Origin of the sequence: Chryseobacterium gambrini, from assembly GCF_900156825.1 — a bacterium.
Taxonomy (GTDB): domain Bacteria; phylum Bacteroidota; class Bacteroidia; order Flavobacteriales; family Weeksellaceae; genus Chryseobacterium; species Chryseobacterium gambrini.
Genome location: NZ_FTOV01000011.1, coordinates 68,098 through 88,709, shown reverse-complemented (window position 1 = coordinate 88,709; position 20,612 = coordinate 68,098). Strand labels below are relative to the sequence as shown.

16 protein-coding genes are annotated in these 20,612 nt (G+C 37.5%); 6 read left to right on the top strand and 10 right to left on the bottom strand.

The annotated features are described in order from the left end of the window. Positions 1 to 185 precede the first annotated feature (185 nt). On the top strand, positions 186 to 1,178 hold the full coding sequence (locus BW951_RS17130) for a zinc metalloprotease (protein ID WP_076395128.1): 993 nt from the start codon (positions 186 to 188) through the stop codon (positions 1,176 to 1,178). A 62-nt stretch (positions 1,179 to 1,240) separates the two neighbouring features. Here the strand turns inward: BW951_RS17130 and BW951_RS17125 are convergent, their stop codons facing one another. The 9 genes from BW951_RS17125 to BW951_RS17085 form a co-directional block, all read right to left on the bottom strand. Next, positions 1,241 to 3,103, bottom strand: a complete 1,863-nt coding sequence (locus BW951_RS17125) for a M1 family metallopeptidase (RefSeq protein WP_076395126.1) — start codon at positions 3,101 to 3,103, stop codon at positions 1,241 to 1,243. A 143-nt stretch (positions 3,104 to 3,246) separates the two neighbouring features. Further along, positions 3,247 to 4,074, bottom strand: coding sequence for an endonuclease/exonuclease/phosphatase family protein (locus BW951_RS17120; RefSeq protein WP_076395124.1), 828 nt, complete (start codon positions 4,072 to 4,074; stop codon positions 3,247 to 3,249). Between the two features lie 422 nt (positions 4,075 to 4,496). Further along, a complete protein-coding gene (locus tag BW951_RS17115) occupies positions 4,497 to 6,695 on the bottom strand; it encodes a M1 family metallopeptidase (protein WP_076395122.1) in 2,199 nt (732 codons plus the stop codon). A 79-nt stretch (positions 6,696 to 6,774) separates the two neighbouring features. Further along, the gene (locus tag BW951_RS17110; RefSeq protein ID WP_139326199.1) at positions 6,775 to 6,969 is read right to left on the bottom strand and encodes a hypothetical protein; all 195 of its coding nucleotides are present in this window, start codon (positions 6,967 to 6,969) and stop codon (positions 6,775 to 6,777) included. 2 nt (positions 6,970 to 6,971) lie between these two features. Further along, entirely contained in the window at positions 6,972 to 8,228 is a 1,257-nt protein-coding gene (locus tag BW951_RS17105; protein WP_076395118.1) for a S8 family peptidase, read from the bottom strand. A gap of 162 nt (positions 8,229 to 8,390) precedes the next feature. Next, positions 8,391 to 8,969, bottom strand: coding sequence for a hypothetical protein (locus BW951_RS17100; RefSeq protein ID WP_076395116.1), 579 nt, complete (start codon positions 8,967 to 8,969; stop codon positions 8,391 to 8,393). Further along, entirely contained in the window at positions 8,969 to 9,667 is a 699-nt protein-coding gene (locus BW951_RS17095; RefSeq protein WP_076395114.1) for a hypothetical protein, read from the bottom strand. Before BW951_RS17095 ends, BW951_RS17100 begins: the two co-directional genes overlap by 1 nt. A 16-nt stretch (positions 9,668 to 9,683) precedes the next feature. After that, positions 9,684 to 10,556: a DUF2589 domain-containing protein gene (locus tag BW951_RS17090; protein WP_228408263.1), complete on the bottom strand. Its 873-nt coding sequence runs from the start codon at positions 10,554 to 10,556 to the stop codon at positions 9,684 to 9,686. A 484-nt stretch (positions 10,557 to 11,040) separates the two neighbouring features. After that, positions 11,041 to 11,922, bottom strand: coding sequence for an SDR family oxidoreductase (locus BW951_RS17085; protein ID WP_076395112.1), 882 nt, complete (start codon positions 11,920 to 11,922; stop codon positions 11,041 to 11,043). Positions 11,923 to 12,151: 229 nt separating this feature from the next. Between BW951_RS17085 and BW951_RS17080 the strand changes: the two genes are divergently transcribed. Together BW951_RS17080 and BW951_RS17075 are read left to right on the top strand one after the other, a co-directional pair. Beyond that, entirely contained in the window at positions 12,152 to 13,786 is a 1,635-nt protein-coding gene (locus BW951_RS17080; RefSeq protein WP_076395110.1) for a DUF1800 family protein, read from the top strand. A gap of 4 nt (positions 13,787 to 13,790) precedes the next feature. Then, the gene (locus BW951_RS17075; protein ID WP_076395109.1) at positions 13,791 to 15,407 is read left to right on the top strand and encodes a DUF1501 domain-containing protein; all 1,617 of its coding nucleotides are present in this window, start codon (positions 13,791 to 13,793) and stop codon (positions 15,405 to 15,407) included. 116 nt (positions 15,408 to 15,523) lie between these two features. Here BW951_RS17075 and BW951_RS17070 read toward each other — a convergent pair whose 3' ends face one another. Then, on the bottom strand, positions 15,524 to 15,934 hold the full coding sequence (locus BW951_RS17070) for a DUF1573 domain-containing protein (protein WP_076395107.1): 411 nt from the start codon (positions 15,932 to 15,934) through the stop codon (positions 15,524 to 15,526). A gap of 162 nt (positions 15,935 to 16,096) precedes the next feature. On the opposite strand from BW951_RS17070, the gene BW951_RS17065 reads away from it, so the two are divergent. The 3 genes from BW951_RS17065 (at position 16,097) to BW951_RS17055 (ending at position 20,449) form a co-directional block, all read left to right on the top strand. Next, positions 16,097 to 17,344, top strand: a complete 1,248-nt coding sequence (locus BW951_RS17065; protein ID WP_076395105.1) for a sensor histidine kinase — start codon at positions 16,097 to 16,099, stop codon at positions 17,342 to 17,344. Positions 17,345 to 17,359: 15 nt separating this feature from the next. Further along, positions 17,360 to 18,040: a response regulator transcription factor gene (locus BW951_RS17060; protein WP_076395103.1), complete on the top strand. Its 681-nt coding sequence runs from the start codon at positions 17,360 to 17,362 to the stop codon at positions 18,038 to 18,040. A 111-nt stretch (positions 18,041 to 18,151) separates the two neighbouring features. Then, the gene (locus tag BW951_RS17055; RefSeq protein WP_076395101.1) at positions 18,152 to 20,449 is read left to right on the top strand and encodes a GH92 family glycosyl hydrolase; all 2,298 of its coding nucleotides are present in this window, start codon (positions 18,152 to 18,154) and stop codon (positions 20,447 to 20,449) included. Positions 20,450 to 20,612 lie beyond the last annotated feature (163 nt).

The following is a 20,612-nucleotide window of genomic DNA, read 5'->3' as shown; positions in this document are numbered from 1 at the left end:
TTCAAGCATTACTCAATAATGGTTTTAAATAATCAACAAAAACACCGTTTAAATATAAATACAGTAACATATATTTAAAATTACTATTTATTGAATAATAAAATAATTCAACTATACAGTGAAATACTTGCATATCTACTTCAAATAATATAATTTCATCCTGCGAAACAAAATATTGTATTTTTATGAAAAAACTATTATTCGGAGCTCTTATGCTGAGTTTCCTGTCTGCGTGTAACAGCGACAACATTTCTAACCAGACCGAAGGATCTGAAAACACTCCTGCCATTTCCGGAACCGCACTGCAAAGAGGCTGTGCTTCAGAAGAAATCAGAAAAGTGGCATTGAAAAACAGTTCGGAACTGAGACAAAAATATTCTGAAATCGAAGCCAAAACCGAACGATTTGAAAATGACATGAAGCTGGGAAAAGTATTATCCGATGGTACCGTTGAAATTCCGGTAGTGGTAAATGTCTTATACAGAACAACTGCTGAAAATGTTTCTGATGCGCGTATTGCAGAACAAATTGCAGTTCTTAATGCGGATTATGCAGGAACGAACACCGACGTTTCAAAAATTCCTTCCGAATTTCAGGGGGTAAAAGCAGGTGATGTGAAAGTAAGATTCAGACTGGCAAATGTGGTGAGAAAATCTACTACCAAAACAAGCTGGGGTACCAATGATGCCATGAAGAAAGCATCTACCGGAGGAATTGACGCAACAAGCCCATCTAACTATCTAAACATCTGGACGGTAGGAAATATGGGACAGGTTCTTGGCTATGCGACTTTCCCTGAATCTTCCGGATTATGGAATGATGGTGTGGTAATTGCCGCTCCTTATTTTGGTAAAACCGGTGCCTCTTCTCCATTTAATCTGGGAAGAACAGCCACCCACGAAGTTGGACACTACCTGAACTTAAGACACATCTGGGGAGATGCGAACTGTGGAAACGACCTTGTAAGCGATACACCTACACAAACAACAGCTAACACAGGAAAACCAAGCTACCCTCTTTACAATACCTGCAGCGGCGTACAGAGATCTGTAATGTTCATGAATTATATGGATTATGTGGATGATGCAGCCATGTTTATGTTCTCCGCAGGACAAAAAACCAGAATGCAGTCTGTTGTAGCTTCTAACGGAGCAAGATCAGGACTAAGACTATACTAATCTTTATTGTTAATTTTAATACAAATGATTCCGGCTGTTTCTCTGAAACAGCCGGAATCTATTTATAATGTTTTAGTATTGTCTTTCGGTGTATAATCCATAAAGATACCACCATCAAGATTTACCGATTTTACTTTTTTGGTAATCGGAACCGTAAGCATTGTTTTTTTCTGATCTTTTTCCCAGACCGATGGCGAAAAATGAAGCTTCTCCACACTTCCGTCTTCATATCCGATTTCCGCATCAAAAGGGATGGCAAAACCGCCCACATTATCTACATTTACCGTCAGAAGATCATTCATCTGAGATGCTGAAGACACTTTCAGATCGATATAATTATTGGTGTAAAACCAGTTATTAAAGAACCAGTTCAGATTTTTTCCCGAACCTGTATTCATAGAATTAAAATAATCCCACGGAATCGGATGTTTTCCGTTCCAGTTGTTCATATAATGATGTAATGCTTTTTTAAACAAATCATCTCCCAGATAATCTTTTAAAGCCAGATAAGACAGGGATGCTTTTACATAAGAATTGTTTCCATACCCTGCTCCGCTTACCTGAGTACTCATCGTAATAATTGGCTGATCCTGTTCTGCAGAAGGATCATTAATCCATCTTTTCACTCTGAAATTTTTATAAAATTCTTTGGCTTTTGCTTCTCCGTTTTCATCAATTCCGATTAAATATTCCAAAGTCGTTGCCCATCCTTCATCCATAAAAGCATAACGGGTTTCGTTGATGCCCATATAGAAAGGAAAATAAGTATGTGCAATTTCGTGATCCGCCGTTAATCTCGCATCCTGAAAATCATCCGGAATACTGGTATCATTAATCATCATCGGATATTCCATGTCTGCGTATCCCTGAATTGCGGTCATCGCATTGTAAGGATATTCCACTCCGGGCCAGTTTTTAGAAAACCAGTCGAGATTATACTGCATCCATTCCACATAATGCTCAAAATCTTTTGCATCCGCTTTGTAACCTGCCTGAACACTTGCTCTTTTCGTTTTAAGCTGCACACTTGCTGCATCCCAAACATAATGATTGCTTAAAGCAAAACAGAAATCGGTGATGTGACTGGCTTTAAATTTCCACGTATTCCATTTATTCTGCTTCGTTACTTTTCCGGACTTCATTTCTTGCTCAGTCGCAATATGAATGACTTTGTCGCTTTTTAACGAAGACTTATATCTTTTTAAATACTCAGACTGAAGAACGGCATCGGGATTCAGGAAATCTCCGGTTGCCCAGACTACGTAATTTTTAGGCGCAGTAATCGCAAAACTGTAATCGTTGAAATCATTATAAAACTCCTGCCTGTCGGAATGCGGAAGCATATCCCATCCATTATAATCATCATAAACAGAGACTCTCGGGAAAGAATAGGCAACATAAAATGTTTCAGGATCTATCTGTCCTTCTCTTCCGCTTTGTACAGATAAAGGATACTCCCACTCTATTTTAATTTCAGCTTTCTCTTTGGATTTTAAGGCTGAATTCAGCTTTATTTTTTCAACCGTTCCCCAATCGTCGCTGTTTACGTTATATTTTTCACCATTTACAGCAAATGATTTAATATGCAACCCCGAAGAAAGAAAATCCTTGGAAACAACGCCCGATCTCGGAGCCTGTGGTTTATGGAGGTTATTAACAAATCTTATGGCAAGATCATTCAGATCATTTGGGCTGTTGTTGGTATAGACGATGGTTTCCTTTCCCGAAACCACCTTAGAATTGGCATCTACCTTTACCTCAACATTATAAATCCCTTTATTCTGCCAGTAATTTTTACCCGGAGCGCCCGACAGATCACGGGTTCCGTTTTCGTATGCTTTTTTAATATTTCTCGGCATATACAATTCCTGCGCGGAAAATTGCCATGAAACTAAAAACAATACACCCAAAACAAGTTTTTTCATTAAAATCTTTTTATAATAAGTATTTTATTTAACATAAAAGTAACAAAAAACGGCAATATAATTATTACCGTTTATATAATTTTTTGATCGCTTACAATTAAGCAGAAATCATCTATTATCTTAAATATTTGACTGGAGCCATTTTAAAACATTAAATCCACCAAAACCGGAAAGTGATCCGATGGATACAGCAGATTTTCTCTTCTGTCGTTGATGTGTCTGTGAGATTTGATCTTAAATCCTTTGACGAAAATATAATCAATTCTGTCCTGTGGAATTTCATTTACATTGAAACCTGTAAAAGTTCCTTTCGGACCGTAATGTTTTGTTTCTGAATGATAAAAACTGTCCTGCATATTCTGCGACATAATTTTTATCGGTTCTGAATCTTCCGTTAAATTAAAATCCCCACTCACAGTTACAGGCAGATTTTTAGGATTGATTTCTTTGATTTTCTTTAAAATTAATTCTGAAGACTTCACTCTTGCTACATTTCCGATGTGATCGAAATGAAGATTCAGTGCCATGAATTCTTTTTTAGATTTTTTATCTCTGAAAACAGCATACGTACAGATTCTGTTCAAAGCGGCATCCCACCCTTTTGATGGTTTTTCAGGAGTTTCCGAAAGCCAGAACGTATCCGATTTTAAAACCTGCAATCTCTCTGTATCATAAAAAATAGCCGAAAATTCACCTTTTTCTTTTCCGTCGTCTCTTCCCACTCCTACATAATCATAGTTTTTCAATCCGTTTTTTATATCCTTCATCTGATCCGGCAACGCTTCCTGAACGCCGAAATAATCGGGATGATAATACGTAAGGAGATCTACAACATCCTGTTTCCTGTTCGTCCATGAATTTTCTTTATCCGAATCTACATTCAGTCTGATATTAAAACTCATCACCTTAAGATTCTGCGAAAATCCCAATGCAAAAATCATCAGGAATACGATTGAAAATCTGTAATTCATAATCATCTATTTTAAGTAACAAAATTAAGGTTTCTCCTTAAAACAGCCTCTAGAATTGGGAATTTTAATATTAAATTCAATTTAAAAACAAAAAACTCCGGAGTATTTTCCGAAGTTTTGATTTATTATTTATTGATTATCCGTTATTAATCAAACTGTTTTTTTTAACGCAAAGACTCGCAAAGATTCTTTATATACTAACTGTTTTTAAGTTCGCAAAGGCGTTTCACTCAGCGAAGAACCCAAAGATTTTCCAATTATGGCAAATTACGGACAATCATATATTATTTAAATTGAACCTTAAGATGGATTTAAGGAGTTAAGAATATATAAGTTTCTAATTTTTAAGATTTAAAAAAATGATTTTCCTTAATACAGTTTACCCTCTCAATTTAGAACTTAATGGTTCAAAAAGATTAAAATTATTCTTTATTAAATTTAAATTCTCTTCCGTTCTGCTTAAAGGTAAATGATTTTTTATCCTGACTGAAAGTTAAAGAAATCTGCGCCATTTCCAGACTGAACGTATTGTTCCCGGTATATTCCAGAGGAAATTCCTGCTGTCCTGTTGCCTGAGCAAAAAGCTGGTTGTTTTTCTCTGTAAATACAATTTTCATCGGAAGATCCTTGCTTCCGAAAGTTCCCGTAAATTCTTTAAGATTTACTTTTTCTGTCGGTTTTGCATCCGCGGAACTCCAGGTGTTATTTTTAGAATCTACATCCGGAATTTCTGAATTTGGATCCAGTTTCACCTGATCGATTTCTTTTGTGGAATTGATTCTGAATGTCCATTCCGTATTTCTTTTCCAGACCTCGATCGGCAGTTTTACCATCTGCTGTGTTCCGTCTTTAAATTTAACCTGAACGTTGGTCGGCATTGGTAACTGTCCGATATTTTCAACCGTGATCTGCGCTCCGTTTTTAAAGTCTCCGTTAACGTATTTTACATTTTTAATGCCCTGATCGATTTTCCATTTGTTGATGAACCAGCCTCTCCAGAACCAGTTCAGCTCTTCACCCGACACATTTTCCATCGTGTGGAAAAAATCCCAAGGTGTAGGATGTTTGAAAGCCCATCTTTCAACATAGGTTCTGAATGCCTTGTCGAATTTTTCAGGTCCTAAAATAGATTCTCTTAAGATTTGCAGTCCCATTCCCGGTTTGAAATACGCCAAAGCTCCGATGCTGTTTTCTTTCATATTATCCGGACCTACCATGATGGGTTCAAAACCGTCACTCATAATATATCCGCTCATCTGCGCAATATTTTTCTTTTCGTAATACTCACCTTTGTTGAAAGCTTCCGTAGAAAGTTCGTTGATGAATGTATTAAATCCTTCATCCATCCAAGCAAATAATCTTTCGTTGGAACCCACAATCATCGGGAACCAGTTGTGCCCGAATTCATGATCTGTAACACCCCAAAGATCGCCGCCTTTGGAATCCATATGGCAGAAAACAATTCCCGGATATTCCATTCCGCCTTCATTTCCTGCCACGTTGGTTGCAGCCGGATAGGTGTATTCGTACCATTTTGCAGAGTAATGCTCAATCGCCGCTTTTGTGTATTCTGTAGATCTGCTCCATGCCTCTTTCCCTACACTTTCTACAGGATAAGCAGAGATTGCCAAAGATTTTTTTCCGCTCGGAAGGTTAATTTTTGCGGCATCCAGAATAAATGCAGGAGAGGAAGCCCAAGCAAAATCTCTTGCCTGATTGATTTTAAATTTCCATGTTTTTGTTCCTGAGGAATTATTTTTTCCTAATTCAGATTCGGAACGGATCATCACTGTTTTATCACTGTTCTTTGCCTGATCCCATCGGCTGATTTCTTCTTTGGAATACACTTCTTTTGAATTCAGCAATTCTCCTGAAGCCACCACATAATGATTGGCAGGAACGGTAATGTTTGCCGTAATATCTCCGTATTCCAGATAAAATTCCGAAGCACCAAGATAAGGCAGCGTATTCCATCCCATGACATCATCATACACACACATTCTCGGATACCATTGTGCTATCGTAAAGATTTTTCCGTTTTTCGTATCTTGAATTCCCATTCTGTCGGAACCGTATTTTGGAGAAAGGAAAGAATATTCAATCCTAATTTTTGCGACGCCTCCCATCGCTTTCAGTTCTGCTGGAAGATCGATCTGCATTCTGGTATCAGTAATCGTATATTTCACATCCTTTCCGTCCAGTTTTACCGATTTTATTTTGTAACCGCCGTCAAATTCCTCACCGTGCGCTCCGTTTCGGCTTCCCGAAGTCGGTACGACTGCATTTCCTCTTGAATCTTTTGCAAATAAATTCTGGTCGAGCTGCAGCCATAAAAAACCTAATTTATCCGGACTGTTGTTTGTATAAGTGATTTCCGCAGTTCCCGAAAGTTCGTTTTTGGCTTCGTTAAGGCTTACATCGAGATTGTAACTTGCCGAATTTTGCCAGTAGGCGTGTCCCGGCTGTCCGCTTGCGGATCTTGTAGGCGTACCTGTCTGTGTATAGAAAAATGGTTTGAAAGCTTCTACGTAGCTGTATTTCGGGGCTTCCTGAGCCAAAGCAGACTGTGAAAAGAACATCACGGCAAGCGCAGAAACAAGGGTTGGAATTTTGAAGTTCATATTACTATTTTTAATTTAACAAAGTAAACAAAAATAAGACTTCTCCGGACAGAAAAGTCTGATGTCTTCATTTATCTTGTTAAATTTCTTTATCTTCTTCCATAGAAAGAAAATACTGCTCAAAATCTTTATCTGAAACCGGCTTTTCGCTTTCGAGTTTTACTACTCCGATGGTTTTATAGTGGGCAGACAATTTTACATTGTTTTTTTTCAGTTCTTTTTCAAGCTGTCTGATATCTGTATTTTTTTTGAGAACTGCTAAGTATGTTTTCATCATTATATCTGTATAAGTCCGTTTCCGATGTCTCTGTATTTCAAACCTTCGATGGGCTTTGCCTTCATTTCTACGAGTTCCCAGATTTCTTTTGCCGATTTTTCGGGAAACTGTTCCATATATAAGGCAATAAGACCTGAAACATGCGGTGTTGCCATGCTTGTTCCGCTCATTGCGTAATAATTGCTGTTTTTATTCTTAGAATTTTTGGGATAAGAACTGATGATATCGACTCCGGGAGCGCAGATATTGACGTTTCCTCCGGTTGAAGGATTTAAGCCCGCGTTGGAAAATTTAGCCACTTTCATTTGTCCGTCAATCGCTCCGACTGCCATTACGGACATGGAGTTTGCGGGCATTGAGACAGGTTTGGGAACAGCCGGTCTGTTGCTGTCGTTTCCTGCTGCTGCAATAATGATGCAGTTGTTTTCCAAAGCTCTTGCACCCACGGTTTCAAAAAGCGGGGAAGGTGCTTCATTCAGCAGAACGGGAGAAGCGAGTGAAAGGGACAGAATTCTGAATTTCTTTGTAATTGCCCAGTCTATGGCATCAATAACGCTGCTTGTGGTTCCTTTTCCTGCATCGGAAAGCACTTTTGCAATTTTTAAATTAGCCTCTTTTGCGATTCCGTACCGTTTTCCGTTATCCAGTCGTATGTTTCCTGTCGCAACTCCTGCACAGTGGGTTCCGTGACCGTTCGGATCGCGGTTCCAGTCTTCTCCGGCAATAAAGGATTTCCCTTCAATATTTTTTCCGAAAAAATCGGGATGAGAAAGTTCGAGACCTGTATCCAGAATACAGATATCAACACCTTTTCCCGTGTATAATGAATTTCCGAGACCCAAAGCTTTGAGCCCCCATTCCATTTCCACTAAAGGTTTTTGGGGTAACGGTTTATTTATAATGTATTTTTCCAGCTCGGTGATTTTGTCGGCAATCTCTGCGGACTGCTTTTTCAGTTCACTGATGAGGGAGAGTTCATCCGCCGAAAAAAAATCTCTTTCTTTTTCAAAATAAACGATCGGGTTAGAATCGTTTTTCACAGCGCTTTTCAACTGTGCTTCATCCATATTTTCAACCACAAGAACACCCAGATTTTTGTAGAGGACTCCGTTATCTTCATCAATAACATCATAGGCTCGGTTTTCTGCGGAAAGAAATTCTGATGAGGTAATGTTTACATCAAATTCATTTTCAATTTTTTTGAGGGAATTTTTATGCTGATCTTCGAGAACAACAATGTATCTTTCATTTTCCATGGGTTTTGTTTTTAAATCTATTATTCGCCTTTTAATTTTAATACAAAGGGCAATAAGTTTTTTTTCAACTAATTGTTTTTAAGGCTCACAAAGGTGTTTGACTACGTCGAATCTTCGATTTCACTTAAATTAACAAACACAGAGATTTTAAATTATTACAGATTAGTTTAATTTCAAAAGGACTTTTTCAAGAAGCAGGTAAATGTCTTCCGAGATCATCTGTAATCTGAGTTTTTTATTGATTCCTGAAATCTGAGTGTTTTGTTTGATTAAAGAATTCCAGAAGTCTTCAATTTTTGGTACATTGGCGAGACTTTTCACGATTTCGTCGTTCAGTATTCCGTTTTGATAGAGAGAAACTATTAATCCTGACAAAATTTCTTCTGCTTCATCCAGTTTTTTATGCTCTTTGGTATACATTTCCATTAAAAACTTGTGTACACTTTCCATTGCACTAAATGAAAATCCCCAAGTCAGCTCACGTTTTCCCGAAGCTATTTTTTCCATCTGAACAGGATTAAACCCTCTTTTTACAGTGGAAATCATGTTCATAACCTTTAAAACTTCGGATTCGTACGTAGTATTTCCTTTGGTTTTCAGGTAATCTAAAAATTCGTAGAGAAATTCCTCAAACTGCGCATCAAAATCGAAAGACTTCGACAGATAAAGCTCCTGAACTTTATTAAAATGCTCAAGCAATCCCTGAATTTTCTGTATCGTATGATGAACAAGTTCCTGCATTACTCAAAAATTATCTGTTCGACTTCTTTGCCGTCTTTGTCTTTAAAAGAGACGATTCTGATTCCTTCGTCTTCCATTTCCACATGAAGATTGACGAAAAGCTTGTCTTTATCTTCCGCAGAGTTGGTATTGGGATCGATGTAGATGTTATTGATTTTAGAATTCACGAGGCTGAATCTGTTCAGCAAAGCATTACTAAAAATTTCTTTCAGCTCATTCACTTCCTCTTCGCCGTTTCCTTCCTGCACGCGGAAAATTCCGGAATTTAAACTTTTAACATTCTGTCTGAGATCAACTTTAAGCAATTCCACAGAAGGTTTTTTTCCGAATTTCTGGTCTCCGGTTTCAAGTGCTTTAAAAAGACTGGTAAATTCTTTGGTCTGAAGCTGTTTTTTACTGATCTCTGTCATGTTGAGGTTTTTCTCTTTATTGACAAGGCGGATTTTTTTGTTAACATCTTCCACAAGCTGATCTTCGCTGTACTTGAAATTGTACTTCGAATCTGCATCAATATCCGTGATCTTGATGGGAATATCCATCTTTACACTCGGAAGCGAATATCTTGGAACTTTAAAAAACTTTAAATACTCGTGTTTAGCATATTCTTTTGCGATCATTACCGCATTTTCGTCTGCTTTTTTACGAGCCTGAATTATCTCGTTGTTGAGATAATCCAGGTAATCTGATAATTTAATCATTTCTCGTAAAGGGTTTTTATTGTGCAAGTAATCCTAAAACTTTTTCCAATCCTGCAGGCATTTCGTCGTTGGTTGCTCTTACTTTTACGCCCAGAGAATATTCTTTTTCCACTTTAATTCCTGTGGCTGAAGTTCTTTTGTAAGAAACATCCACTTTAAACTTCACCGGTCCGAAACCTCCTGAAGCTCCCGCAGTAATCCCGAATTCATCGCTTACATCTTTGGTGTAAGTAGAATTTAATTTTACATTGAAATCCACTTCGCAGGTTTCAATTCTGAAGCTCGGAACATTTAGTAATGCAATGAAAGGAACTGAAATTTCAACATCGTTCATTGTTTCTTTAGGATTGGTGGAACTTTCGGGTTCTGCCGGATCAAAATCGGGGTTTGGTCCCATTTTTTTGTACTTGAATTCCGCCATACGAAGTTTGCTGTCGCTTCCATCCTGCTCGAATCCTACTTCTTTGATGAAATTTACTGTGCTGATTGATGCGTTCGACTGTGCTTTTACACACGCATCCAACGGACCTCCGATGATGGTTGCAAAATCGATGCTTCCCAATTCTGCTGCAAAATCTGCGCTTTCGGCTCCTGAAGTTTTGAAAACCTGATCGTCTGCCGCCATTCTTCCTGCCATCATTTTCATGATTTCTGAAGAAACGGCTGCGAAAGATTTTTCCCACTTCTCATCGTAATTTTTTTTGAAGTCTTCAATAATGCTTACCAATTCTTTGTTGGAAAGAGAAGAAAGTTCTGACGTTTCAATACCTGAAACTTTTTCGTAAACTGCGGGACTTAAAGATTTTTCCAGTCCTGTTAATAAATCAATTAATTCACTTTTTGTTTTCTTGGTGTGGTTCGCTTCCAACACCGACTTTAATGTTTCCATGTTTGGTTGTTTAGGTTATTAAAAATTGATACTGCAAATTTATAGTCGTGCGTGATGAGATGTCTCAGTAAATCACCTAAATTTCAACCGTAAAATCACCCAAATAAAAAAAGTAGATTCCCCATTGAGAATCTACTTTTTGCTTTGTTTAAAGGTTTTTTTTCTTTTTAAATTAGAAAACAATTTAAATTTTCCTGATTATCCGCAATATGCTATAATTAAATGTTGCTTACTGTAATCATTATTATTTTTTTACCACAACGTACACTAAGGTGATCCACAAAGCTCACAACTATTGTGTTCCTTATCAAATCTTTAGTGCTCTTCGCGGTTAAAATCCAAGCATGATAAATAAAGTATATTCAAATAAATTTTTATACACATTGTCATTCTGACGAAGGAGGAATCTAAATATTCTTTTTTAGAGATTCTTCACTCCACTTCGTTCCGATCAGAATGACAGTGAAACATTAAAATCTAAAATTTAATTTGATTTTTTAGCTTTAATCATCGCTTCGAGAGCATCCCACATTTCCTGCGGAATATCTTCCAACATATTAAATTCACCTGCTCCCTGCAACCATTCTCCACCGTCGATGGTTACCACTTCACCATTCATATAAGCTGAATAATCTGAAACTAAGTAAGCGGCAAGATTTGCCAGTTCCTGATGTTCTCCTACTCTTCTTAAAGGAACTTTCTTTCTCATATCAAATTTTTCCTGCAGGTTTCCCGGAAGCAATCTGTCCCATGCTCCTTTTGTAGGAAATGGTCCCGGAGCAATGGCATTGAAACGGATTCCGTATTTTGCCCATTCTACCGCCAAAGATCTCGTCATTGCCAAAACGCCTGCTTTTGCGCAAGCGGACGGAACCACATACGCAGAACCTGTCCATGCATACGTTGTTACAATATTTAAAACCGTTCCCGGTGTTTTGGAATCGATCCAGTGTTTACCAACGGAAAGGGTACAGTTCTTTGTTCCTTTCAACACAATATCCAGAACAGCATCAAAAGCAGAGTGAGTGAGCCTTTCTGTGGGTGAAATAAAGTTTCCGGCAGCATTGTTGAGCAGGATATCAATTTTTCCGAATTCTTTTAACGCAGCTTCTTTCATGGCTTCTACCTCATCCCAGTTTCTTACGTCACATGCTACGCAAAGAACTTTTCCGCCTGTTTCTTCTTCCAGTTCTTTTGCAGTTCCCTGTAGTTTTTCGAGGTTTCTGGAAGTGATGACTACTTTTGCGCCCAATTCGAGAAAATATTTGGTCATTGCTTTTCCGAGACCGCTCCCTCCTCCTGTTACAATGGCTACTTTATCTTTTAAAGCTCCTTCACGAAGCATCGGCTGTGTATAAAGATTCATAATTTAGTTTTAATAGATTACGTTAAGTAGTAAATTTACTATAAATATTTGTTTTGGCAGAGTAAAAAGCTATGCACGATATAGAATTGTAAAAAACCTGCTATACCAAGCTTCATAAAATCAATCCCCAAACATTTTCAATATATACTAAATTTAATCTCTGCAATTTTATTAAAACATTAAATTTAATTCATTAAAATTGTACATTTGTTAAAAATTAAGCATAATTATGCCAAGTCTTACTCCTAAAACCAATGTGCTGGGATTTTCGAATGCTTATCATCTTCTCAGACGTACCACTTATAACATTACGAAAGCAAAGATTCTGGATTTTGCAACCAAAACTCCACAACAGGCGCTTACGGAATTGTTTACATTCAGCAATCCTGTTCCGCCTTCTCCGCTGAATAACGTGGGTGAAACAATTGTCCCGACAGCAGCAAATCCTACGATTACCGATACCCAAAGTACGGCAAACAGCGTGAGAAACGATCTTTACTGGTGGCTTTACAGTGCTTTGAAGGATCCTTCTGCACAACACAAGATTGCTTATTTTCTTCACGTCCTTTTTGTAACGGATGATAATGCTTCTTTCTGGACGAATTATGACTATAAAGAGCTTCTCAGGTTTCATGCGAATGGAAGTCTTAAAGAACTGGCTTTCAGAATAACACAGAATCCGAGAATGCTTATTTTCCTGAATAATAATGTGAATCTGAGCACAAGTCCCAATCAAAATTATGCAAGGGAGTTTCTGGAATTGTTTACGATTCTAAAAGGACCGCAGATTGCTACGGGAAATTATACCAATTACACGGAAACAGATGTACAACAGGCGGCAAGAGTTTTAACAGGATTCTCCCTGACTTCATCGGTACATCTGGATAAAACAGCAAGACTTACTTCTCTGGATCCGGTAACGAATATTCCCATCGGTCAGGTAAAAGTTAACACGCATGATACGGGAACCAAAACATTTTCGTCAGCTTTCGGAAATCAGTCAATTTCGGGAGGAAATACAGAAGCAACGATTAAAGCCGAACTTCAGAATTTCATTAACATGGTTTTTAATCAGGATGAAACGGCAAAAGCGTATTGCAGAAGAATGTACCGTTATTTTGTGGGAAGATTAATAACCACCGAGATCGAAAACGACATCATTGTTCCTTTGGCAGCTTCTCTTAAGGCAGACAATTACAATATTATTCCTGCACTGACCACCCTGCTGAAAAGCAAACATTTTTACGATGAGGAAGACAGCATTACGGGAGACCAGACCATCGGAAATATTGTAAGAAATCCTGTTGAGCTTTATCTTCATATGTTTTCCCTGCTGAATCTTCAGGTTCCGCTGTATGGCGTAAATCCTTCGGCAATACACAGTCTGATGAATGTTGTCGGCAATTTCTCTACAAATATGGGAATGCCCATTTTCAGTCCTCAGTCGGTGAACGGATATGCAGGATATTCCAGCAGTCCGAATTATGATAAAAACTGGATTACCACTTCATCTCTGAGAATACGGTACAACAATACAATAGATTATCTCATCAACGGTCTTACCTATAATGGCTTTACCTTTAAACTGAACAATGCATCTTTTGTAAAAGACAGCGGATATTTTTCAAATCCTGCCAATGCAGATACACTCGTTACAGAATTTCTCCAGATGATGTTTGTGGAAGTTCCGGACGGCACCCGTTATGATTATTTTAAAGGTGTTTTTTTGAATAATTTAAGCACCATCAACTGGCAGAACGAGTGGAATAACTACCTCAGTACAGGAAATGCCAATAATGTAAAGATTCCGATCGACAGACTGGTAAAAGCCATCATTAAATCTCCTGAATTCCAAATAATTTAAGATCATGAACAGAAAAGATTTTTTAAAATTAATATCTCTTGCAGGAGTCGGAGCTCCGTTTTATCTTAACGGAATGCCTTCGAGGTTTATGAATCAGTTTTTGGATTTTCAACTGAACTGTGATACGGTTAACGACCGTTCTCTGGTTATTCTGAGACTTGCAGGAGCAAATGACGGATTGAATACGGTAATTCCGATCAGCCAGTACAGTACGTATGCCGCCTTACGTCCCAATATAAAAATTGCCAGTTCAGGAACGGGAAGTTACATTCCGTTAGACAGTACGGTATCTTCCGGTAAGCTTGTAGGGCTTAATCCTTCTATGACGGGTTTTAAAAGTCTATATGATTCTGGAAAACTGCTTTTAATGAACGGAGTGGGCTATCCGAACCCGAATTATTCGCATTTCCGATCAGAAAATTTAATGTTTGCAGGGAAAGACGGAACAACAAATTCGGATCTTCTCGACGGTATTTTCGGAAGATATCTTGGTGCGTTATATCCGGGACTTGCCGGAAATCCGACGACGCTGAATCCTGATCCGCTTGCTATACAGATGGGAAATCTCAATCCGTGTCTGTTTTATGAACATACGACTGAGAAAAATATCGAATACAATATGACCGGATTTCAGTCGAGTGTTTTCAGCAATTTAAATTTAATGAATTCTGAATATAATGATCTTCTAAATTATATAAAAGGAGTTGCCACGAGTATGGATGCGTACTATGACCGTGTGATGCAGCTTTTCAACGCCGGAAACAATTCAACCACTACTTATCCTAATTCATCTCTTGGAAAACAACTGAAAACAGTGGCAAGAATGATTAAAGGAGGCAGCAAGACCAAGATTTTTCAGGTGAATCTAAGCGGATTTGATACTCACGTGAGTCAGGTACAGACGGGAAGTACGCATTTGGGAACCCACGCGAATCTATTGGCTGATATTTCCAATTCTGTTGCCGCTTTTCAGGCAGATATTCAGCAGTTGGGAATTGCAGATAAAATAATGACGGTTACTTTCAGTGAATTCGGCAGACAGGTTCGCGAAAACGGAAGTACCGGTACCGATCATGGAGATCTTGCTCCGTTTTTCGTGGTTGGAAACGCCGCAGCCGCAGGAATTTTGGGAGATCATCCTGTATTTACCAACCAGACAAGTTTTTACTATAACCAAAATCAAAGAAGATATGATTACCGGCAGATTTTCGCTTCTCTTCTTCAGGACTGGCTTGGAGCAAGTACGAGTCTGATGATTACTTCGGAACTGGATTATTACGTTACGGGAAATCAGAAAGTGGATGTCATCAAAAATTCTCAAAAAGCCAATGCAGTATGTTCAACTTTGGGAACATCGAATGTGGTTTCAGATAAAGGAATAAGGATTTATCCGGTTCCGGCAAGCCAGTTTGTGTATGTGGAATTTGACAACAGAACATCCGGAAGTATAAAATATCAGTTAATGGATATGAGCGGAAGAGTAATTCAAAGTTCATCAGAAAAACTAATATCCAACCGAATTGAAATTCATGTTTCGGGAATTCCTGAAGGAAATTATTTATTGAAAATCGATACAGATTCTGAAGAAATCAGCAGAAAAATTATTGTTTCGCACCGTTAGAAATTTTTATAGAATCTCTAAAATAAAAGTTTTAAAATAATTCAATTTAAATCAAAAACAGCCCGACAGAAATTGTCGGGCTGTTTTTATATTGAACAAGATTAAATTTATTCAGATTAAGAAGCAACAACTGTACCTTTAAAAGAAAGAGTCTTTGGAGTTTTGCTGTCGCTTGTGGTAACGTTCACTGTTTTCATGAAAGGACCCGCTGCAGCAGCGTTGTAGCTAGCTTCTACAAATCCTTTCTTACCCGGAAGAATAGGCGTTTTTGTATAATCCGCAGTTGTACATCCGCAAGAAGGCGCTACATTTTCGATAATGATAGGCTTCTTTGAAGTATTTGTAAATTCGAATCTGATGGTTTTTGGTTTTCCCTGAGGAATATTTCCAACATCTATAGATTCTGATTTCCATGTAACGTCTGCAAGAATTCTTACAACCGGATTATTGTCAGTCGGAAGTGTATTTGCAAAAAAAGGAGAAAATGCCAAAACTGCTAATAATGCTGAAATTTTTAAATTTTTCATGAGTATAAATTTTAATAATTAAAAAGAACCGATTTATTTTTGTTTTCACAAATGTAAGATGAATATTTATATTAATCCTGTTAACCGGTCTCAAACATTTGTTAATAAGTTGTTAATGATCAGAAATTAATAGATATTTTTGGATATTATTGTTCCTGTAAAATGGAAATAAAGAAACTCAATATTATTATAACGCTTGGTTTTGTTGCTATTATCGGAATTCTGATAGCACAGCTTTTATGGACACGACAGGCTTATAATCTTGAAGACAAGAAATTCAATCAGACTGTAAACATTGCTTTACTGGAAGTGGTTGAAAAACTTTCCGGCGGAAAAACTTCCTTTACTGAAAGTCCTGTTCAGAATATTTCCAATGATTATTATGTGGTTAATATTAACAATGAATTTCACCCTGAAGTTCTGGAACATTACCTGAAAACTGAATTTACACGTTTTCAAATTAATACCGATTATGTTTACGCATTGTACAATTGCCACAGCGATCAGATGATCTACGGAAAATTCGTATCCAAACATCAGGAAAGCCCGAATGAAAAAGTGATTAAATTTCCGAAGCATAAAAATCTGGTGTATTATTTTTCCATCCGTTTTCCGGATAAAACCACGTATCTCATCAGTTCGTTACGTTTCTGGTATCTTCTCACTTTTGCCCTGATTATCATTCTTCTGGTATATGTATATTCCATTTATACCATTATTCAGCAGAAAAAATTCTCGGAACTGCAGAGAGATTTCATCAATAATATGACGCATGAATTCAAAACGCCTCTTTCTTCTATACTGCTGGCTTCGGAAGCTTTAACCAAGCAGGAACAGATCAAGGAAAATCCTAAATTACAGACGTACACGTCCATTATTACGGATCAGAGCCACAAACTGAATAGTCATATTGAAAAAATCCTGAATATTGCTAAAAATGATGCTTCTGGATTGTCTCTAAAACCGCAGAGAATTGTTTTAAAGCCTTTCATTCAGGAAATTGCAGAAACCGTAAAGCAGAAGAATGAAAACATTTCGATTGATTTATCTATTGATGAGAATATTTCCGTTATAGCCGACGAATTTCATTTCAGCAATATCATTTACAATATTCTGGACAATTCCATAAAATACTGCGAAACCCAGCCACACATTATTATTTCTTCTTTAAATGACACAAAAGGTTTATATTTAAAGTTCAAAGACAACGGAATCGGGATTCCTGCGAAAAACCTTCCTCATATTTTTGATAAATTTTACAGGGTAAACACTTCAAAAAGCGATGCGGTAAATGGTTTCGGACTGGGACTTTTTTATGTAAAAAAAGTAGTTCAGCAACATAACTGGAAAATTTCTGTTGAAAACAACAGCCATCAAGGAATAACCACTACCCTGTTTTTGACATTCTAAAGAATATGTGTAATCATGGAAAAATCTAAAATTCTCTACGCCGAAGACGACAAAACCATTGCGTTCCTTATTCAGGACAGTCTGGAAAATCATTACGATATTTCCTGCTATTCTGACGGAAAATCGGCTTTGGATGCTTTTAACAGAGAATGTTTCGACATTTGTCTTTTAGATATCATGATGCCGGAAATGAACGGTTTTGAGGTTGCACAGCATATCAGAGAAAAAGATTCTGAAATTCCCATTATTTTCATTTCAGCCAAAGCACTGAAAGAAGACCGGATTAAAGGATTGAAAATAGGAGCCGATGATTATCTGGTAAAACCTTTCAGCATTGAAGAGCTTATTCTTAAAATTGAAGTCTTTCTGAGAAGATCTAAGAAAAAAGAATCTGCACCAACAAAATACAAGGTCGGAAACTATGATTTCGATCCGAACAATTACACCTTACACAATTCGGAAAGCACAGTAACACTTACTCAAAGAGAATCGGAGCTGCTTTTATTTTTTATCCGAAATAAAAATACCGTTCTCAAAAGACAGGATATTCTGAAGGCGGTTTGGGGCGATGATGATTATTTTATGGGACGGAGTCTCGATGTTTTTATTTCAAGGCTGCGAAAAGTCTTTTCCGGCGAAGAAAATATTTCCATTGAAAATCTTCATGGGATTGGCTTTCGTTTTTCTGAGAAATGATTTTTTTGTTTTTGGTTAATCGCAAAGGCTCAAATTTTAGTTTAAAATAAAACGATAAACAATTATTCCTTGTTTTTGTCTACATTTACTTTTCATTAAAAATATTCATGCATGAGAAGGTACGGAACTATTGCTTTTCTATTTCTTTTGTTTTTTAGTTTACATTTTAAAGCTCAAAAAACCGAAAAACTTTATCAATATGTGAATCCGTTCATCGGAACAGAAAAAATGGGACACACCTATCCCGGCGCAACCGCACCTTTCGGAGCCGTTCAGTTAAGTCCGGAAACCGATACAATTTCCTACGCAATGAATGGAAAATACAATGGTGACGTTTACAAATACTGCGCAGGCTACCGCTATGAAGATAAAACCATTGTCGGTTTCAGTTCGACACATTTTAGCGGAACAGGACATTCTGATTTGGGAGATTTTTTAATCATGCCGACTGTGGGAAAACTGCAGTTAAATCCCGGAGCGGCAACAAATCCTGAAAGTGGTTACAGAAGCAGATTTTCTCATCAGAACGAAAAAGCAGAAGCGGGATATTATCAAGTAAAACTGGAAGACCATAATATTTTGGCAGAATTGACTTCCACAACCAGAGTAGGAGTTCACCGATATACTTTTCCTAAGTCTGATCAGGCACACCTCATATTAGATTTGATGGCCGGAATTTATAATTATGACGGAAAAAATATCTGGACTTATGTTCGTGTGGAAAACGGAAATACAGTAACCGGCTACAGACAAACCAATGGCTGGGCAAGAACGAGAACGGTTTATTTTGCGATGAAATTTTCAAAACCCTTTAAATCTTACGGACAAAAAAATTATGACGGAAAACAGGTTTACAACGGATTCTGGAGAAAATTCGACCAGACGAAAAACTTTCCTGAAATCGCAGGGAAAAACCTGAAAATGTATTTTGATTTTGACACGAATGAAAATGAAGCCATTGAAGTAAAACTGGCTATTTCTCCGGTAAGTCAGACAAACGCTTTGGAAAATTTAGAAAAAGAAGCCGGAAATTTATCTTTCGATCAGATAAAAACGCAGACGCAGAACAATTGGAACAAAGAATTAAATAAAATCGTCATCAAAGGTTCTGAAAACGAAAAAACGAATTTTTATACTGCGATGTATCATACTTTTATTAATCCGACCACTTATATGGACGTAAACGGAGAGTATAAAGGTGTGGATCAAAACATTCATCAGGCAGACAATTCTACAAATTACACCACTTTCTCACTTTGGGATACTTACCGAACGCTTCATCCGTTCTTCAATATTATTCAGCCTAAAAGAAACAGCGATATGGTGAAATCCATGATGGCACATTACGATCAGTTTTCTGTGAAAATGCTGCCGATCTGGTCGCATTATGCGAACGACAACTGGTGTATGAGCGGCTATCACAGTGTAAGTGTGGTTGCAGATGCAATTATTAAAGGAAATTACAGCGGTGATGCAAAAGCAGCGTTACAAGCCTGTGTTGCTACGGCAAACAAAAGAGATTATGAAGGCATCGGACAATATATTGATTTAGGATACATCCCTGCCGAAAAAAGCGGGACTTCGGTTTCCAATACGCTGGAATATGCTTATGATGACTGGGCAATTGCCCAATTGGCAAAATATGTAGGAGAAACAGACATTTACAACCAGTTTATGAAACGTTCTGAAAACTGGAAAAATAATTTTGATAAAAACATTGGGTTTATGCGTCCCCGTTTGGCAGACGGAAGTTTTAAGAAGGATTTTAACGCTTTAAGCACTCACGGACAAGGATTTATTGAAGGAAATTCATGGAATTACAGCTTTTTTGTTCCTCAAAATCCGGATGAATTGATTCAGCTTATGGGCGGCAAGAAAAAATTCGCTTCCAAACTGGACGAATTGTTCACAATGCATTTGCCCGACGAGTTTTTTGCCGATACGGAAGACATTACCCGGGAAGGAATTATCGGAGGATATGTTCACGGAAATGAACCTGCACATCACGTTGCCTATCTTTACAACTGGGTAGGGCAGCCATGGAAAACACAGGTGCAGATCAGACGGATTTTAGAAATGCAATACAAAGCCACTCCCGATGGATTGGGTGGAAATGATGATGCGGGACAAATGAGCGCATGGTATATTTTGAGTTCCCTTGGTTTTTATCCTGTTGCTCCGGGTTCGGAAGATTATGCCATCGGAAGTCCTGCAATTGAACATGCTGTTTTAAATTTAGAAAACGGAAAAACGTTTGAGATTGAAGCGATTAATCAAAGTCCGAAGAATGTGTATGTGCAGAAAGTTCTTTTGAATGGAAAGGAAATTAAAAATTTCACACTGAAGCATTCTGAGATTATGAATGGCGGAACACTGAGTTTTTATATGTCTTCTAAACATGGAAAATAGTTTTATTTAAATACTGATTTCACACAAATTTTCACTCATAATTATATGCGTTAAGTTTGTCATCCTGAATGGAGCAAGAGCAGAATGAAGAATCTATATTGCAATTTTACCTGCCTCTGATTTTGCTATTTGTACGGATGATTCTGTTGTAAATTTTTATTGT

Coding starts and splice junctions, on each gene's coding strand:
- BW951_RS17070 (WP_076395107.1), bottom strand. CDS start 15,934: ATGAAAAATTTAAAAATTTCAGCATTATTAGCAGTTTTGGCATTTTCT.
- BW951_RS17125 (WP_076395126.1), bottom strand. CDS start 3,103: ATGAAAAAACTTGTTTTGGGTGTATTGTTTTTAGTTTCATGGCAATTT.
- BW951_RS17080 (WP_076395110.1), top strand. CDS start 12,152: ATGCCAAGTCTTACTCCTAAAACCAATGTGCTGGGATTTTCGAATGCT.
- BW951_RS17060 (WP_076395103.1), top strand. CDS start 17,360: ATGGAAAAATCTAAAATTCTCTACGCCGAAGACGACAAAACCATTGCG.
- BW951_RS17095 (WP_076395114.1), bottom strand. CDS start 9,667: ATGATTAAATTATCAGATTACCTGGATTATCTCAACAACGAGATAATT.
- BW951_RS17105 (WP_076395118.1), bottom strand. CDS start 8,228: ATGGAAAATGAAAGATACATTGTTGTTCTCGAAGATCAGCATAAAAAT.
- BW951_RS17130 (WP_076395128.1), top strand. CDS start 186: ATGAAAAAACTATTATTCGGAGCTCTTATGCTGAGTTTCCTGTCTGCG.
- BW951_RS17075 (WP_076395109.1), top strand. CDS start 13,791: ATGAACAGAAAAGATTTTTTAAAATTAATATCTCTTGCAGGAGTCGGA.
- BW951_RS17055 (WP_076395101.1), top strand. CDS start 18,152: ATGAGAAGGTACGGAACTATTGCTTTTCTATTTCTTTTGTTTTTTAGT.
- BW951_RS17110 (WP_139326199.1), bottom strand. CDS start 6,969: ATGAAAACATACTTAGCAGTTCTCAAAAAAAATACAGATATCAGACAG.
- BW951_RS17100 (WP_076395116.1), bottom strand. CDS start 8,969: ATGCAGGAACTTGTTCATCATACGATACAGAAAATTCAGGGATTGCTT.
- BW951_RS17115 (WP_076395122.1), bottom strand. CDS start 6,695: ATGAACTTCAAAATTCCAACCCTTGTTTCTGCGCTTGCCGTGATGTTC.
- BW951_RS17085 (WP_076395112.1), bottom strand. CDS start 11,922: ATGAATCTTTATACACAGCCGATGCTTCGTGAAGGAGCTTTAAAAGAT.
- BW951_RS17065 (WP_076395105.1), top strand. CDS start 16,097: ATGGAAATAAAGAAACTCAATATTATTATAACGCTTGGTTTTGTTGCT.
- BW951_RS17120 (WP_076395124.1), bottom strand. CDS start 4,074: ATGAATTACAGATTTTCAATCGTATTCCTGATGATTTTTGCATTGGGA.
- BW951_RS17090 (WP_228408263.1), bottom strand. CDS start 10,556: ATGGAAACATTAAAGTCGGTGTTGGAAGCGAACCACACCAAGAAAACA.